Here is a 16,451-nt window from a genome sequence, read left to right as displayed (position 1 = left end):
CCTTTCAGGGTCCACCTTCCCCGATCGGGCCCTAGCCGCCCAGCGCCTGGGTTAAGCGGGCAGCGCGCTTACTATCCATGGCCGCCAGGATAGCCGCTGCCTGGTCATTTTTCAGCTGGGCCAGGATGGGCACCACCTGCGCATCCGGCAGCTCCGTGAGGATCTGCGCTGCGTCTTTGGGCTGCATGCTGGCATAGATCCCCGCCACTGCCTTCTGGTCGGTGTTCTTCTTTTCTGCCGCCGCCAGGTCCGCCTGCAACTTGTTTACCTGGGCGGTGAGCATCTGCACCTGGGCCTCTTTTTCCTGAAGCTGCGTCTCAAGCTGTGTCCGCTGGGCTTCTAAAGCGGCCTGGGCGGCCCGGAGTGTGGCCAGCTCACTAGTCGCCTGTTCCGCAGTACCGCCGCTTTTGGTTCCTCCCGGCACGAGTCCTGCAAGGGCGGCGGGCGGCTTTACGCCCATGAAGCTGAGGAGCAGTACCGCGAGGCCGGCGATGAGGGCCAGGATGAGGAGCACCACCAGAGCCGTTACCCAGGCCCGGGGCCGGGTCTGGGCCTGGTTCCGCGGCAGGGTTGCTACCCGCGCCACCTTAATCCCTCCCTTTGCCGTCTCAGGTAGGCGACCCCGGCTACCTGGTCGAGTTCCTTGCTCTCCTCCCGCCGGGCTGTGTCCTGGTAGGCGGCCTCGGCTTTATTGCGCAGGGCGGTTAAGGCCTGTCGCTCGGCCCGGCGCGCCAGAAATTCCCCGCGCGCTCCCGCCCAAGCGTTTCTAACCTCATGCGTGCGGTGCTGCTGCTCCCGGCAGCTCCGGCGCGCCGCCTGGGTCCAGAGGGCCCGGCCGGCCAGCTCCCCGCCCGAGCGGCAGCCTGCCACCGTCAAACCGTGCCAGGCGGCAGCCAGCCGCCGCGTTTCCAGCTCCAGCCGGTACTCCTCCTTTCGGCGCTCGGCGGTGCGCTCCGCCAGCTTAAGCATGGCCTGGTTCTCCCGAATTTTTTTCACCGCCAGCACCCGCGCCAGTCGGAAATGAAAGCTCACGCCGATTCCTCCCCTGCTTCACCCAAAGCCTGGGCCAGAAGCCGGCGGGTCTTCTCCAGCGGATAGCTCTCCGCGACGTCCTGCCGGAGAAAGGCCTCCACCGGCTCAATCAGTTGGCGGGCCCGGTCGATGGCCGGGTTGCTGCCGGCAACATACGCCCCCACATTGATGAGGTCTTCCGCCTCCCGGTACACCGCCACCACCTGTCGGGCCGCCTGGGCCAACTTCAGGTGCGCCGGCGGTACCACCTCGCCCATAACCCGGCTGACACTTTGCAGCACATCCACCGCCGGGTAGTGGTTGCGGCTGGCCAGGGCCCGGCTGAGCACGATGTGACCGTCCAGGATGCTGCGCGCCGCATCGGCTATGGGGTCCAGCATATCGTCGCCGTCCACCAGCACCGTGAACAAGCCGGTGATCGTACCGCGCTCGGCGGCCCCGGCCCGTTCCAGCAGCTGTGGTAACAGGGCGAACACCGAAGGCGTGTACCCTTTGGTGGTGGGAGGCTCGCCGCTGGCCAGCCCTATCTCGCGCTGGGCCATGGCAAAGCGGGTGAGCGAATCCATCATAAAGAGGACGTCCTGCCCCTGATCGCGGAAGTACTCGGCAATGCTCATGGCCACCAGGGCGCCCTTGACGCGGATGAGCGGCGGTTGGTCGGCGGTGGCCACCACCACCACCGATCGGGCCAGACCCGCCTCGCCCAGCGATTCTTCGATGAACTCGCGCACCTCGCGCCCGCGCTCCCCGATGAGGGCCACCACGTTGATATCGGCGGCGGTGTTGCGCGCCATCATCCCCAGGAGGGTGCTCTTGCCCACGCCGCTGCCGGCAAAGATGCCCAGGCGCTGGCCTTTCCCGCAGGTCAAGAGCCCGTCTACCACCTTGATGCCCAGTGCCAGCGGTTCGTGGATGCGCTGCCGCTTGAGCGGGTGGGGGGCGCGGGCCTCGAGCGGGTAAAGCAGGCGGCTGGCTATGGGGCCGCCGCCGTCCAGGGGCTGCCCCAGCCCGTCCAGCACCCTGCCCTTAAGCTCGGGTCCGACCGCCACGGTCAGCGGCCGGCCCGTGGCGCGCACCGGGCTGCCGGGGCCTACGCCGGCCAGGTCACCGATGGGCATGAGGATGAGCTGCTGTTCGCGAAAGCCCACCACTTCGGCCTTAATCGGCCGCTCCCCGCAGCCGTGAATGAGGCACACTTCCCCCACCTCGGCCGGCGGGCCCTGCGACTCCACCGTCAGCCCCACCAGCCGCGTCACCCTTCCCCACACCGGCAGGGAATCGAAGCCTTCCAACTGCCGCCGATACCGTTCCAGGCTGACGCTACTCGGCGGCATGGCCAGGCACTCCTCGCAGGTGTTCCCGGCAGGCGCGGAGCTGGTTTTCCAGGCGGGCGTCCACGGTGCCGAGCGCCGTGGCGAGGAGAAACTCCCCCGGCGCCACGTTGGCGCTTTCCACCACGGTGTAAGAGCGATCCCCCAGGGCCTGCTGGACCACGTTGCGCGCCGCCGTCCAGGCCGGGACCTCACCCGGTGCCACCTCAAGGGTTACCTTTTCTCCCGCCGGGAGCTTGGCGGCGGCCGCAGCCAGGAGCTCTTTAACATCCTCCGGCGCCGTGCGCACCTCGCGCCGCAGGATGTGCCGCGCCAGTGCAAAGGCCAGCTCCACCGCCTGGGGCTCCAGGGCGGCCACAAGTTCGGCGCGCTCTTTTTCCGCCTGGGCCTTAAGGTCTTCGGCCGCCTGAATCAGCTCCTCGGCGGCCGCCTTCCCGGCGGCGTAGCCGGCGCGGTAACCTTCTTCCCGCCCAGCCGCTGCCGCCGCCGCCTTTTTCTCCTCCACCGCCTTCTGGGCGGCCGCCAGCATGGCCTCCACCCGCCGCTGCGCTTCCTGCTCGATGGCCGCTGCGCGCCGGCGCGCCGCCGCCAAGAGGTCGGCCTCTAGAGTCGCGCCCAATAGCGCCCGGCACTCGCTGCAGCGCGCTTGGGATGTTTTTTCCTCCGGCTCTTCGGCCGCCAGGCAGGCAGCCAGGGTAACCGGCTGGCTCAGGGATGGCCGTTTCCAAATACTAGACAACGAGCTCATCCTCCCCACCGCGAACGATGACGATCTCACCGCTTTCCTCCAGTTTGCGCACGATGTTGACGATCTTCTGCTGCGCATCTTCCACATCGCGCAGGCGCACCGGTCCCAGGTAACCGATTTCTTCCTGCAGGGTCTCCACCGCCCGCTTGGACATGTTCTTAAAGATCTTATGGCGCACCTCATCGCTGGCCACCTTAAGCGCGAGCGGCAGGTCGTGATTCAGGTTCACCTCACGCAGCACGCGCATAACCGCCCGGTCGTCGAGCTGGATGATGTCCTCGAAGGTAAAGAGGCGCCGCTTGATCTCCTCCGCCAGCTCCGGCTCTTCCCGCTCCAGGGCCTCCAAGATGGTCTTTTCGGTGCCCCGGTCGGCCGCATTGAGAACCTTGACGATGGATTCCACGCCGCCGGCGCGGGCGTATTCCTGGCTGGTCAGCGTGGAAAGCTTGCGTTCCAGCACCTGCTCCACCTGGAGGACGATGTCCGGGGAGGTGCTGTCCATGAGCGCCATCCGCTTAGCCACGTCGATCTGTTTTTCCGGCGGCAGGGCCGAAAGGATCGCCGCCGCCTGCTCCGGCTGCAGGTAGGCCGCCACCAGGGCGATCGTCTGCGGGTGCTCGTTTTGAATGAAGTTAAGAAGTTGCCCCGCGTCTGTTTTGCGGGCGAAGTCGAAGGGGCGCACCTGCAGCGAAGCCGTCAGCCGGTTGATGATGTCCAGGGCACGCTGTGTACCCAGGGCCTGCTCCAGCACCTCGCGCGCGTATGTGATACCGCCCTGGGAGATGCACTCGCGGGCCAGGCACAGTTGGTGAAACTCCTCCAGCACCTTGTCGCGCAGCTCGGGCTCCACCCGCTTCAGGCCGGCGATCTCCAGGGTAAGCTCCTCGATCTGGTCTTCCCGCATATGCTTGAGCACCTGGGCAGAAAGCTCCGGCCCCAGGGAGATCAAAAGAATGGCCGCCTTCTCCTTACCTGCCAGTGCCTGCCGCACCTTGCATTCCCCCTCTACTCACTGAGCCAGGTAGCCAGCAGCTGGGCCACCTCCTGCGGTCGCTGCCGGGCAAGGCGTTCGACTTCTTTCCGGATGCGGTCGCGTTCTGTCTCTTCGCGCGCGGGTGCTGCTTCTTCTTCGGCCCCCGCCACCGGGAGCGGCACCACCTCGGCGGGTGCGCGCCGCCGCAGCCGCCGGACAAGGAACACCGCCAGCACCAGGAGAGATGCTCCTAGAGCCACCAGCACCAGGAGACGCTGCCGGCGTGCCGCCTGATCGGCCGCCGCTTGGGCCGCCGCCTGCTGGGCGAGGGGCTGTCCCTGGAACGGGAAGGACACCACGCTGATTTGATCACCCCGGTTGGGCTGCAGGCCTACCGCATTGGTCACGGCAGACTGAATGGCCTGCTGCTGGGCCGGAGTGAGGTTGCCGTTGACCATTACCGCCACGCTCAGGTGCCGAACGCTGCCCGGGGCCACCACCAGGTGCTCCTTCGTTTGGTTTACCTCGTAGTTGCGCGTGACCTGGCGCTCTTCGTAGTGGCTCGGGCCGCCCGCCCCCGTCTGGTAGGTGGGGGGGATGTTGGCGGGCGTCCCCGGCGTACCCTGCGGCCCGCTCTGACCATCGAAGGTTTTCTGCAGCTCCTGCATGCTGCGCAGGATACCTTCGTCGTTGGCCACGGGCTGGAAGAACTCATTTGTAACCTCGCGCTGGTCGAAGTTCAGTTCGGCCTTGACCCGGGTCACCACCATGCCTGGGCCCAGCACCGTCTCCAGCATGCTCTGGGTACTGCGCTCGATCTCCCGCTCCACCGAGCGCTGCAGGGCCAGCTGGCTGCTGGAAAGCCCTACCGGCGTGTCGTCCGTTTGCACCAGGTCCGAGAGGACCTGTCCACTGGTGTCAACCACCGTGATGTTCTCCGGCGTCAAACCTTCGACGCTGTGCGATACCAAATGCATGATGGCGCGCACCTTGTCCGCCCCCATTTGACCCACGGTGTCAAGCAAAACCGAGGCCGTGGGGGGCCGGGTGTCTTTCTGATACAGCCTGTCCTCAGGGAGCACAATCTGAACCGAGGCCGAGCGCACCCCGTCCATTTGACCGATGGTGCGCGCCAGCTCCCCCTGCAAGGCACGCAGATACTGCACCCGCCGCTCAAAGTCGGTGACGCCGAGCTTGGTCTGGTCGAAGATCTCAAAGCCTACCGCATTACCCTTCGGCAGGCCTTCCATGGCCAGGCGGTTGCGCAGGTCGTACACCTTGTCCCGCGGCACCAGAATGCTCTTGCCGTCGCCGCCCAGGCGGTAGGGCACCTTCAGCTCTTGCAGGCGCTGGCCGATTTCTCCCGCGTCGGCCGGCGCCAGGTTGGTGAAAAGGGGGTCGTAGCTCGGGCGGGAGAAGAAAACCACCGCACCCACCAGGCTGAGGCCGAGAACAACCCCGATGAGCAGCCTGAGCTTTAGGCCCCGGCTTGCGCCCTGCCAGAAGGCGCGGGCCTTGGCACCCAGCTGGCCGATGCTTATGTTCATGCCTGCCACCTCACGCCCTTAAACCTGCATCCGCATAATCTCTTGATAGGCTTCAATGACCTTGTTGCGCAATGTCTGGGTAAGCTCTAAGGCTATTTCGGCCTTTTGCGCCGCCAGCATCACCTGGTGGAGCTCGATATCCTCCCCGGCCACCAGCTGGCGCGTTTTGGCCTCGGCATCGAGCTGCAGGCGGTTGACCTGCTGCAGGTACTCCCCGAGCACCTGGCTGAAACTCGCCCCGCTTTCGGAATCGCCGGGCGCCGCCGAAGGCCAAAGCGGCCGAGCAGTGCCTATGGCACTGACCGCATTCATTCAGCTTACCTCCTTCCCAGTTCCAAGGCCTCGAGCGCCATGCCCTTACCGGCGTTGAAGGCGGCCGCGTTGGCTTCGTAGGCCCGGCTGGCGGAAATCATGTCCACCATCTCGGTTACCACGTTGACGTTGGGGTAAGCGACGTACCCCGCGGCATCGGCGTCCGGGTGGCCGGGCTGGTATACCCGCCGCAGCGGACTGGGATCGGTGACTATGCCGGTGACGCGCACGCCCCGGCCGACGCCGCCTTCGGCCGCCGCCTGGAAAAAGTACTGGAAGGACGTTGCTTCCCGTGGAGCGAACACCGGCAGCCGGCGCCGGTACGGCCCCCCGGCCGCCGTGCGCGTCGTTTCCGCGTTGGCCAGGTTGTTGGCGATGATGTCCAACCGGAGCCGCTGGGCGCTGAGACCGGAAGCGGCGATATCGAGGTCTGCAAACACCGCTAACGCCTCCCTTCACTGATGACATAGCGCAGGCTCGCCAGGTAACCGGCCGCCCGGCTCACCAAGGCGTTGTAGTAGAGCGCGTTCTTGGCCAGCTCCGCCGCCTCCGCTTCAATGTCGACATTGTTGCCGTCGTTACGCAATGTAGTGCCCGTGTCCCGTACTACCACCCAACCTTCTTCGGCCGGGGGCGTCAGGTGCCCCGGCGCCGTGACCGCCAGAGCCAGCGGTCGCCCGCCCCCCGCCTGCGCCCGGCGCAGCGCTTCCGGGAACGCCACGTCCTCCCGCTTGTAACCAGGCGTGTCCACGTTGGCCAGGTTATTGGCGATGGCCCGCTGCCGCAAGGCGGCCCAATCCAGGCCGAGCCCTATCTCTCTGAGCACGCCGCTCGTTACAGGATCCCAGGGCATGCGCCCACCTCCTCGCCCATAAGAAAATACCCCAGCTGGCAGGGCCACTTGGGGGTTCCAGCCAGACGCGCGGCAGCCCGGCTGCCTTGGCTTTAAGCTGTAGGCCCGTGGCTTTGCGTCCCCGGCTTTCGCCAGGTTTGCCTTGTTTCGCTGTCAGCTCGTTCAATTCTTCTTTTAGGTCGTGCCGGATGCACGCCTGAGCTGGTTTTGCTCGCCCTTAATCTTCCTTTTTCGGCACGGTTAGCCAAATTCCTGCCGACCAGTATTATTTTACCAGAAATTAAAGCCCTCTTTTTGGACAAAAAAAAGAGCCCCCTTGTCGAAGGGGGCCGGGGCACCCGGGCTATTTTATCTTCTTGAGTTCGTCCAGCAGGCGGTCGTTCAGCACCTTGATGTAGGTTCCTTTCATGCCGAGGGAGCGCGATTCGATCACGCCCGCGCTTTCGAACTTGCGCAGGGCATTCACGATCACCGAACGCGTAATTCCCACCCGGTCGGCCACCTTGCTGGCCACCAGGAGGCCCTCCGGCCCGTCGAGCTCCTCGAAGATGTGAACCACCGCTTCGAGCTCCGAGTAGGAAAGGGTACCGAGGGCAACCTGCACGGCCGCTTTCTTGCGGGCCTCTTCTTCGATCTCTTCGCTCTTGGCCCGCAGAATCTCCATTCCCACCACCGTGGCGCCGTACTCGGCGAGGATCAGGTCCTCCTCGGTGAAGGCGGCGTCGAACTTGGCCACCAGGAGCGTGCCGAGGCGCTCGCCGGCGCCGTTGATCGGCACAATGGTCAGCTCCTGCGAGGGGAAAAGGCAGCCCACCTCGCTGTCGAAGACGCAGTGCCCGGGTTCCTGCTGCATGGTGGTGGTATCGAGAACCCGGAGCAGGCGGTCGTTGAAGTCGCCAGGCAGCTTTTCCGCCTTGAGGACGTCCGCCTCCATCACATCACAACGGTATCCTTCTTTCAGGGCGTGCCCGAGAATCTTCCCCCGCCGGCTGACCACGTAGACATTGGCTTGGATGAGTTCGCTCAACACGCGGCAGATTTCGTCAAAGTCGACGGGGTGCCCCGCGGACTTTTGTAGCAGGCGGTTGAGGCTACGCGTTTTCTCCAGCAGATTCACTTGAGACTCCTCCTCTTTCACTTTTCCCTACAAAATATACCGGCTCAGGTCGCGGTTCTTAACGATGCTCTCCAGTTGCCGGCGCACGTAAGCCGCATCGATCACCACTTCGCCGGTCACATCTTCCCCGGCCAGGAAGGAAAGGTCCTCCAGCACCTTCTCCAGGATGGTGTGCAGGCGGCGGGCACCGATGTTTTCGGTCTCTTCGTTGACCAGTGTGGCCGTTTTCGCAATTTCGCCTATAGCATCGGCGGAAAATTTGACTTTTATACCTTCGGTTGCCAAAAGCGCCGTATACTGCTTGATGAGCGCATTCTCCGGTTGGGTCAGGATGCGGCGAAAATCCTCCTCGCTCAGGGATTTAAGCTCCACCCGCAAAGGAAAACGTCCCTGCAGCTCGGGAATAAGGTCGGAGGGCTTGGCCACGTGAAAAGCCCCGGCGGCGATGAAGAGGATGTGGTCCGTCTTCACCGGGCCGTACTTGGTCATCACCGTTGAGCCCTCGATGATGGGCAGTATGTCGCGCTGCACGCCTTCGCGGGAGACATCCGGGCCCGCGCCGCCCTCGCGCCCCGCTATCTTGTCGATTTCGTCGATAAAGACGATCCCCGACTGTTCGGCCCGCTGAACGGCGGTTGCCACCACCTCGTCCATGTCGATGAGCTTTTGGGCTTCCTCTTGCGTGAGAATCCGGCGGGCATTCTCCACCGTCACGCGCCGTTTTTTTCGCTTTTTGGGGAACATGTTGCCCAGTACTTCCTGGAGGTTGATTCCCATCTCCTCGACGCCGGCGCCTGAGAAGATCTCCAGCATGGGAGGCGCGTTGTCCTCTACCTCGATCTCCACCAGCTGGTCTTCCAGTTCCCCGGCCGCCAGCTGCTCTTTCAAGCGCGCCCGCCGGGCCTTGACCTCGGATACCCGGGCGCCGTAGCCCTCCTCCTCCGGCTGCTCATGGTCTTCCTTCACGCCAAAGAGCAGGCCGAGGGGGTTCACGGCGCTGTTGCGCCGCTCCGGCAAAGGCGCCAAAAGACCCAACAGGCGCTCCTCGGCCAGCACGCCCGCCTTTGCCTGCACCTCGGCCATGCGCTCGTTCTTCACCATGCGGATGGCCGTCTCCACCAGGTCCCGGATCATGGCATCGACATCCCGGCCGACGTACCCCACCTCAGTGAACTTGGTCGCTTCCACCTTGACCAGGGGAGCATTGACCAGTTTGGCCAGGCGCCGGGCGATTTCGGTTTTGCCCACGCCCGTCGGCCCGATCATCAGGATGTTCTTCGGGATGATCTCGTCCCTGAGCTCCGGCGGGAGCTGGGCCCGCCGGTAGCGGTTGCGCAGCGCGATGGCCACCGTGCGCTTGGCTTCCTCCTGGCCGACGATGTACTTATCGAGCTCCGCCACGATCTGGGTGGGTCGCAGCTCCTCCAGCATAGCCCTACAACTCCTCCACCGTTATCTGGTCGTTGGTATAGACGCAGATACCTGCGGCAATGCGCAAGGCCTCCTCCGCCACCTGGCGCGCACTGAGGGCCGTATGCCTCAGCAGGGCCCGCGCCGCCGCCAGGGCATAGGGGCCACCGGAGCCGACGGCTGCCACCTCATCGTCCGGCTCGATCACCTCGCCGCTGCCGGAAATGATGAGCACTCGCTCGGTGTCGGCCACGATCAGGAGGGCCTCCAAGCGGCGCAGCATGCGGTCCAGCCGCCACTCTTTGGCCAACTCAACGGCCGCGCGCTGCAAATTACCATGGTACTCTTCCAGTTTGGTCTCGAACTTTTCAAAGAGGGTCATGGCGTCAGCCACGGAACCCGCAAACCCGGCCAGCACCTTGCCGCCATGAAGCCCGCGCACCTTGCGCGCCCCCTGCTTCATGATGGTGTTGTTCCCAAAGGTAACCTGACCGTCGCCCGCCAGGGCCACGTGTCCGTCCCGCCGGACCGCGACTACTGTGGTACCGTGAAACACGCTCCCTCCTCCCTTCTCATTCGGCGCGCGGATGGGCCGCCCGGTATTCGCTGTAGAGACGCTGCCGGGTAACGTGCGTGTAAATCTGGGTGGTGGAAAGGCTGGCGTGCCCCAGTAGCTCCTGGACGCTTCGCAGGTCCGCCCCGTGTTCGAGGAGGTGAGTGGCAAAGGTATGGCGCAGAGTATGGGGGCTGATGTGCAGGTTTAACGCCGCCGCCTGGCAGTATTTGTCCACCAGCCGGCGTACGCTTCGGTCCGTCAGGCGCCGGCCCGAGCGGTTTAAGAATACCGCCTGCTCCGCTCTGCCGGCCTTTACCAGAAAGGGCCGCCCGGCTGTCAGGTAGAGCCGGAGCGCGGCCACGGCCCGCCCGCCCAAAAGAACAATCCGTTCGCGCCGGCCTTTGCCCAGCACGCGGGCGCACCCGGCCCCCAGGTTAAGATCGGCCAGGTTCAGGGCCACCAGTTCCCCGACGCGCGCCCCCGTAGCGTAAAGCAGTTCCAAAATGGCGGCATCGCGCTTCCCGAGCGGCGTGACCGCAGCGGGCGCCCGCAGCAGGGCCTCCACCTGCTCCTCCGACAAAAAGGTGGGCAGTTTCCTTCCCAGCTTGGGGCCATGAAGCTGCTCGGCCTGGTTTTCGCCGCTGCGACCCTGGCGCTGGCGGAAGCGGAAAAAGGAGCGCAGGGCCGTGAGGCGGCGGGCGATGGTACGGCGGGCGTAACCCCTTTCGCTGAGGTACGCCAGGTAGGCCCGTAAGAGTCCCCGCGGCGGCTGTAGTGGGTCCACTGCCTGCTCCCGGCAAAAGCAGGCATAATGCTCCAAGTCGTCCTGGTAGGCGGCCACGGTATGCCGCGAGTAGGCGCGGTCCTCTGCCAGGTAGGCCAGAAAATCATCCCGCTCCCTCTCCCAGGCCACCGCTGCCACCTCCCTGGATGCTGGCTTGACACGGCCCTATACTAACACAAAAAGATTATTTTGGCAACACTATAATTCGAAATGTTTCCAATTATTGTCAAACCAGGCCAAGGCCCGCTGCGCCAAGGCCAGGTTTCGCTCGCGGCGCCCGCGGACCCGGGTGCCCAGGGGTGGAAAAAGGCCGAAATTCACGTTCATGGGCTGGAAATTCCCCAGGCCGGCGGTGGTGACGTAGTGCGCCAGCGCCCCGCACGCCGTCTCAGGCGAAAGGACGATAGGGTCCAGCCCCCGGGCCAGGCGGGCCGCATTGATGCCGGCCACCAGCCCCGAGGCCGCCGATTCCACGTAACCCTCCACACCTGTCACCTGGCCGGCAACGAAAAGCCGCGGTGCCGCCTTCAGCTGCCAGGTGGGTGCCAGCACCTTGGGTGAAGCGATAAAGGTGTTGCGGTGCATCACCCCGTAGCGCACAAACTCGGCATTCTCCAGGCCCGGGATCAGGCCGAAGACGCGCTTTTGCTCGCCCCACTTGAGCTGCGTCTGAAAGCCCACCAGGTTGTAGAGTGTCCCTTCCCGGTTATCCTGCCGCAGCTGCACCACGGCGTACGGCTGCCTGCCGGTGTGCGGGTCAACCAGCCCCACCGGTTTCAGGGGCCCGAAGCGCAGGGTTTCCGGCCCCCGCCGGGCCATTTCCTCAACCGGCATGCAGCCTTCGAACACCTTAAGTTCTTCAAACTCCTTCAGCGGGTGCCGCTCGGCCCGCACCAGTTCTTCCCAGAAACGTTCGTACTCCTCCTGGGTCAGCGGGCAGTTCAGGTAGGCCTTTTCGCCCTTCCCGTAGCGGGACCCCCAGAAGCAGCGTTCCAGGTTCACCGATTCCAGCGTGACAATGGGGGCCACCGCGTCGTAAAAATAAAGGTGCTCTGTGCCCGTAAGCTCACCCAGCCGCGCCGCCATGGCGTCCGAGGTTAAGGGGCCGGTGGCGATGATTACGATCCCTTGCGCCGGGATTTCCGTAACCTCACGGCGCTCCACGCTTACCGCCGGGTGCTCCGTGAGGGCGCTCGTTATAAAGTCGGAGAACCGGTCGCGGTCCACGGCCAGAGCGCCGCCGGCCGGCACGCGCGTCGCCTCCGCCGCACGCATGATCAAGGAGTCCAGCCGCCGCATCTCTTCTTTCAGCAGGCCCACCGCGTTCTCGAGCGCGGCGGCCCGCAGCGAGTTGCTGCACACCAGTTCGGCGAACTTGTCGGTATGGTGCGCCGGCGTGAACTTCGCCGGACGCATCTCGATCAGGCGCACCTTGACGCCCCGCTTGGCCAGCTGCCAGGCGGCCTCGCTGCCGGCCAGGCCGGCCCCGATCACCGTAACCGCTTCGGTCATGAACCCACCTTCTTTTGCCGCGCGTTTTCCGGCTCAGCCGGGCTTTTCGCCGGGTCTTCCGTATAGCGGCACTCCTTGTTGCTGCAGGCCAGGTAAGGCTCTCGGCGCCGGCTCTCTTTGCGCACCAGGAGCGAGCCACAGCGCGGGCAGCGCTTTTCCGTGGGGGTATCCCAGGTCACGAACCTGCACTCCGGGTAGTTTTCGCAGCCGTAGAAACGCCGGCCGCGCCGCGATGTCTTTACTAAGATCTCGCCCCCGCACTGGGGACACTTAACGCCCGTCCCTTCGCGCAGCGGCTTCGTGTTGCGGCACGCAGGAAAACCGGGGCAGGCCAAAAACTTGCCGAAGCGCCCCTGCTTGATCACCATGCGGCGGCCGCACAGTTCGCACACTTCGTCGCTCACCTCGTCCGCCACGTGGACTTCCTCCATGTTTTCCTTGGCTGCACGCACCTGCTCGGCAAAGGCGGGGTAAAACTCGCCCACCACTCGCCGCCATTCGGCCTCGCCTTCCTCAATCCGGTCCAGTTTGTCCTCCATCTCCGCCGTAAACTGGACATCGATAATCTCCGGGAAGTAGCGGCTCAAGAGGTCGGTGACCAAAAAACCCAGCTCGGTCGGTTTGAGCTTCTTCTTCTCGCGCGTCACGTAGCCGCGCTTTAAGATGGTCTCCACGGTGGGGGCATAGGTACTGGGGCGCCCGATGCCCTTCTCTTCCAGCGTCTTTACCAACGAGGCCTCGGTGTAAGCCGGCGGCGGCTGGGTGAAGTGCTGCTCGGGCACGGTGCGCACCAGCGTCAGCTTCTCACCGACCACAAGCGGCGGTAGCACCGCCTCTTTTTCCTCGCCCTCACCGTCCCTGGTTTCTTCGTAGACCGCTGTGTAACCGCGGAACTTCACCTCCGAGCCGGTCGCCCGGAGCCGAAGCTCCCCGGCGGCGATCTCGGCCGTCACGCTGTCGTACACCGCAGGCGCCATCTGGCTGGCGAGAAAGCGTTCCCAGATCAGGGTGTAGAGGCGCAGCTGGTCGCGCGTGAGATACGTGGCCAGGTTTTGCGGCAGCCGCGTCACCTGCGTCGGGCGGATGCCTTCATGGGCATCCTGCACCTTGCCGCGGGCGGCGGTGAACACCCCGGCGCCCTTGTAGTCCGCACCATAGGTACGTTCGATGTACTCCACCGCCTCGCGGCGGGCAACAGGTGAGATGCGCGTGGAGTCAGTGCGCATGTAGGTGATGAGCCCGACCCTGCCCTCTTTGCCGACCTCCAAACCCTCGTAAAGCTGCTGCGCCAGCGACATGGTCTTTTTGACGGTGAAACCGAGCCGGCGGGCAGCCTCCTGCTGCAGGGTGCTGGTGGTAAAGGGCGGGTGCGGGTTCTTCCGACGCTCACGGCGGCTGATGTCTGTCACATGCAGTTCTTGCCTTTTGAGCTCGCTGACCAGCGCCTGCGCGCCGGCTTCGTCCTTAATCTCCAGCTTCTCGCCGCCGCGCGCCACCAGGCGGGCGGAGAATTTCTCCCTGGTAGACTTGGCCACCTGGGCCGTGATGGTCCAGTACTCCTCCGGCTGGAAGGCGTCGATCTCACGCTGCCGGTCGCAGATGAGCTTCACGGCCACCGACTGCACCCGCCCGGCCGAAAGGCCGCGCTTAACCTTGTCCCAGAGGAGGGGACTCAAGTTGTACCCCACCAGCCGGTCCAGCACCCGGCGCGCCTGCTGCGCATCGACCCGCTTCTGGTCGATGGCGCGCGGGCTCTTGAGCGAATCGCGCACCGCCTGTTTGGTGATCTCGTTAAACTCCACGCGGCACGGCGCAGAAGGCTCGAGGCCGAGGACATAAGCCAGGTGCCAGGCGATGGCCTCCCCCTCCCGGTCCGGGTCGGCCGCCAGGTACACCTTGTCCGCCTTTTTGGCTGCCTCGCGCAGTTTCTTCAGTATCTCGCCCTTGCCCCGGATGGTTATATACTTGGGGGTAAAATTGTCCTCCACGTCCACCCCGAACTGGCTGCGCGGTAGGTCGCGCACGTGGCCCATGGAGGCCGCCACGGCATAGCCCTTCCCCAGAAATTTCTCGATGGTCTTGGCTTTGGCCGGCGATTCGACGATCAAGAGACACTTTTCCATCCTTACACCCCCGCCGCCGAGCGGCATCCTTTGTTGTTCCTTTTTCCTTCAGTCCGTCCCTCAAGGCACGCGGAAAAACATCTTCCCCGGTAGCTGGCGGACAAGGCCCTTCAGCTCCAGCATCATAAGTATGGCAGTAACTTCCTGCGCTGTCAACCCGGAGCGCCGTACCAGTTCATCAATGTGCAGGCTGCGCTCCGAAAACAAAGAATACACCTTCTCTTCCTGGGAAGTCAAGTCGGGCCGCTCGCACCCTGTCGCAGGCGCCTCGCTCAGTCCCAGCTCCACCAGGACATCGCTCACATCCTGCATTACCTTCGCCCCCTGCTTGAGGAGGTTGTTCGTTCCCCAGCTGAAGGGGCTGGTGACCGGCCCCGGGACGGCAAAGACGTCCCTGCCCTGCTCCAGGGCACAGTCGGCGGTGATGAGCGAGCCGCTGGTCCGGGCAGCCTCCACCACCACCACAGCGCGGGCCAGGCCGCTGATCACCCGGTTGCGCATGGGAAAATGGCCGGCTTCCGGCTGCGCGCCCAGGGGAAACTCGCTCAGGACCGCACCGTGCTCGGCCACCTGCGCATAGAGGCGGGCGTTTTCCGGCGGGTAAATCACATCCAGGCCAGAGCCTAATACGGCCAACGTGCGCCCGCCGCCGGCCAGCGCGCCGCGGTGGGCGGCGGAGTCGATGCCGCGCGCCAGGCCGCTCACCACCGTTACACCCGCACCGGCCAGCTCGCGGGCAAATTTGGTGGCGATTTCCCGGCCGTAGGGAGTAGCGCGGCGCGAGCCCACCATCGCCACGGCCAGGCTGTCCCCGGCCCGGAGATCGCCCCGGTAGTAAAGCACCGGCGGCGGGTCAAAGATGGTCTTTAAATTGTCCGGGTAGGCGGCATCGAGCAGGGTGACAAACTGCACGCCGGCCTGCTCCAGGCGCTTGAGCGCTTCTTCCAGCTTGAACCTGCGCCGCGTCATGAGAAGCGCCTGCACCCGCCGGGCGCCCAGGGGCGCCGCCCGCTCGCGCACTTCCGTCTCTGAAGCTTCCCAGAAAGCGGTCAAGTGCCCAAACAGCTCCAGCAGTTCAAAAAAAGAGCGCGCTCCCACCCCGGGCGTTCCGGCCACCGCCAGCCAGAGGTCACGTTCTGTCAAGTTCTCCGTCCTCTTCCCCTCCCCCGACATCACTACTCAGAACTACTACACACTTTGCTACTTCCCGCCGAATTCCTCCCGACTAATCCCGGCTTTTCAGGGCCTGGATGGCCTGCTGAAGCGCTGCGCCCCCGGCCAGGGCGCTGCGGAAAAGGTCGCCCTCCCGGGCCACCCGCGGGCGAATGCTTTCTATATCAAAGCCCGCCGTGAGGGTGGGCACCTCATCCCAGGTAAGCGGGGTGGAAACCGGCGCCCCCGGCAGCGGCCGGAGGCTGTACGGGGCACAGATGGTCTGACCGCGGATGTTCTGCAGCCAGTCGATGTACACCTTCCCCCGCCGGGCGGCCACCCGGCGCTCCACCGTGGCCAAGGCCGGCAGCTTCCGGGCGACCACACGCGCTACGGCGCCGCAGAATTCGCGCACCTCCTCGTAGGTTTCGGCCCGGGCCAAGGGAACATAAAGGTGCAGCCCGGTGGCCCCCGAGGTTTTAGGAAAAACCTTGAGGCCCAGGCCGCCGAGCAGGCGCCCGAGCACCAGGGCCACCTCCCGGGCCTCGGCCAGACCGCTGGGCGGATCCGGGTCCAGGTCGAACACGGCGAAGTCCGGGTAATCCAGTTTGTCGTACCGTGACAGCCAGGGATGCAGCTCGAGCGCCCCCTGGTTCACCAGCCACACCAGGGTGGGCAAGTCCTGGCAAAGGACAAAATTAATAACCCGTTTCTCCTTTTCGGTCGGAACGGGGCAGGACTTGATCCAGGCCGGCGCATGGGCCGGCAGGTTCTTCTGGTAAAAGGACTTGCCCTGGATACCGTTGGGATACCGGGTGACCACCAGCGGGCGGTCCTTTAGGTGCGGGCTGAGGAAAGGGAACATCTCCACATAGTAAGCCAGGACATCGGCCTTGGTATACCCCCGGTCGGGCCAGAACACCTTGTCCAGGTTGGTTAAAGTAAGCTCGCGCCCGGCGATGGCGACGCGCGTTTCGGCCCGGCGCACCCTCATCCCTCCT

At 64.9% G+C, this 16,451-nt stretch carries 17 protein-coding genes and 1 riboswitch; all 17 genes read right to left on the bottom strand.

The window, feature by feature from the left end; genetic code table 11:
• Positions 1–31: 31 nt before the first annotated feature.
• On the bottom strand, positions 32–586 hold the full coding sequence (locus tag K5554_RS08555; protein ID WP_221038094.1) for a MotE family protein: 555 nt from the start codon (positions 584–586) through the stop codon (positions 32–34).
• Entirely contained in the window at positions 574–1,032 is a 459-nt protein-coding gene (locus tag K5554_RS08550) for a hypothetical protein (protein ID WP_221038093.1), read from the bottom strand. The genes K5554_RS08555 and K5554_RS08550 overlap by 13 nt, the downstream gene beginning before the upstream one ends.
• Entirely contained in the window at positions 1,029–2,366 is a 1,338-nt protein-coding gene (fliI, locus tag K5554_RS08545; protein ID WP_221038092.1) for a flagellar protein export ATPase FliI, read from the bottom strand. The genes K5554_RS08550 and fliI overlap by 4 nt, the downstream gene beginning before the upstream one ends.
• Positions 2,353–3,102 (bottom strand): FliH/SctL family protein, encoded by a 750-nt coding sequence (locus K5554_RS08540; protein ID WP_221038091.1) that lies wholly within the window; start codon positions 3,100–3,102, stop codon positions 2,353–2,355. The genes fliI and K5554_RS08540 overlap by 14 nt, the downstream gene beginning before the upstream one ends.
• Positions 3,095–4,102 (bottom strand): flagellar motor switch protein FliG, encoded by a 1,008-nt coding sequence (gene fliG, locus K5554_RS08535; RefSeq protein ID WP_221038090.1) that lies wholly within the window; start codon positions 4,100–4,102, stop codon positions 3,095–3,097. The genes K5554_RS08540 and fliG overlap by 8 nt, the downstream gene beginning before the upstream one ends.
• A gap of 14 nt (positions 4,103–4,116) precedes the next feature.
• Positions 4,117–5,631: a flagellar basal-body MS-ring/collar protein FliF gene (gene fliF / locus K5554_RS08530; RefSeq protein WP_221038089.1), complete on the bottom strand. Its 1,515-nt coding sequence runs from the start codon at positions 5,629–5,631 to the stop codon at positions 4,117–4,119.
• 18 nt (positions 5,632–5,649) lie between these two features.
• A complete protein-coding gene (fliE, locus tag K5554_RS08525; protein WP_221038088.1) occupies positions 5,650–5,943 on the bottom strand; it encodes a flagellar hook-basal body complex protein FliE in 294 nt (97 codons plus the stop codon).
• 5 nt (positions 5,944–5,948) lie between these two features.
• Entirely contained in the window at positions 5,949–6,383 is a 435-nt protein-coding gene (gene flgC / locus K5554_RS08520) for a flagellar basal body rod protein FlgC (protein WP_221038087.1), read from the bottom strand.
• A 2-nt stretch (positions 6,384–6,385) separates the two neighbouring features.
• On the bottom strand, positions 6,386–6,796 hold the full coding sequence (gene flgB, locus K5554_RS08515; protein ID WP_221038086.1) for a flagellar basal body rod protein FlgB: 411 nt from the start codon (positions 6,794–6,796) through the stop codon (positions 6,386–6,388).
• A gap of 68 nt (positions 6,797–6,864) precedes the next feature.
• Positions 6,865–6,948: riboswitch (cyclic di-GMP riboswitch) on the bottom strand.
• Positions 6,949–7,139: 191 nt separating this feature from the next.
• Positions 7,140–7,913, bottom strand: a complete 774-nt coding sequence (gene codY / locus K5554_RS08510) for a GTP-sensing pleiotropic transcriptional regulator CodY (RefSeq protein WP_221038085.1) — start codon at positions 7,911–7,913, stop codon at positions 7,140–7,142.
• A 27-nt stretch (positions 7,914–7,940) separates the two neighbouring features.
• The gene (hslU, locus tag K5554_RS08505) at positions 7,941–9,341 is read right to left on the bottom strand and encodes an ATP-dependent protease ATPase subunit HslU (RefSeq protein WP_370636977.1); all 1,401 of its coding nucleotides are present in this window, start codon (positions 9,339–9,341) and stop codon (positions 7,941–7,943) included.
• 7 nt (positions 9,342–9,348) lie between these two features.
• On the bottom strand, positions 9,349–9,879 hold the full coding sequence (gene hslV / locus K5554_RS08500) for an ATP-dependent protease subunit HslV (RefSeq protein ID WP_221038083.1): 531 nt from the start codon (positions 9,877–9,879) through the stop codon (positions 9,349–9,351).
• A 16-nt stretch (positions 9,880–9,895) separates the two neighbouring features.
• Complete coding sequence (gene xerC / locus K5554_RS08495) at positions 9,896–10,792, bottom strand: tyrosine recombinase XerC (protein ID WP_221038082.1); 897 nt, start codon at positions 10,790–10,792, stop codon at positions 9,896–9,898.
• 69 nt (positions 10,793–10,861) lie between these two features.
• Complete coding sequence (gene trmFO / locus K5554_RS08490) at positions 10,862–12,175, bottom strand: methylenetetrahydrofolate--tRNA-(uracil(54)-C(5))-methyltransferase (FADH(2)-oxidizing) TrmFO (RefSeq protein ID WP_221038081.1); 1,314 nt, start codon at positions 12,173–12,175, stop codon at positions 10,862–10,864.
• Positions 12,172–14,298 (bottom strand): type I DNA topoisomerase, encoded by a 2,127-nt coding sequence (topA, locus tag K5554_RS08485; protein WP_221038080.1) that lies wholly within the window; start codon positions 14,296–14,298, stop codon positions 12,172–12,174. Before topA ends, trmFO begins: the two co-directional genes overlap by 4 nt.
• A 60-nt stretch (positions 14,299–14,358) precedes the next feature.
• Positions 14,359–15,441, bottom strand: a complete 1,083-nt coding sequence (gene dprA, locus K5554_RS08480; RefSeq protein WP_221038079.1) for a DNA-processing protein DprA — start codon at positions 15,439–15,441, stop codon at positions 14,359–14,361.
• Between the two features lie 82 nt (positions 15,442–15,523).
• Positions 15,524–16,444, bottom strand: a complete 921-nt coding sequence (gene ligD, locus K5554_RS08475) for a non-homologous end-joining DNA ligase (protein WP_221038078.1) — start codon at positions 16,442–16,444, stop codon at positions 15,524–15,526.
• Positions 16,445–16,451 lie beyond the last annotated feature (7 nt).

The organism is Gelria sp. Kuro-4, assembly GCF_019668485.1.
Classification (GTDB): domain Bacteria; phylum Bacillota; class DTU030; order DUMP01; family DUMP01; genus DUMP01.
Note: the sequence above shows the minus strand (reverse complement) of the source record. Positions and strands in the feature narration are given on the sequence as shown.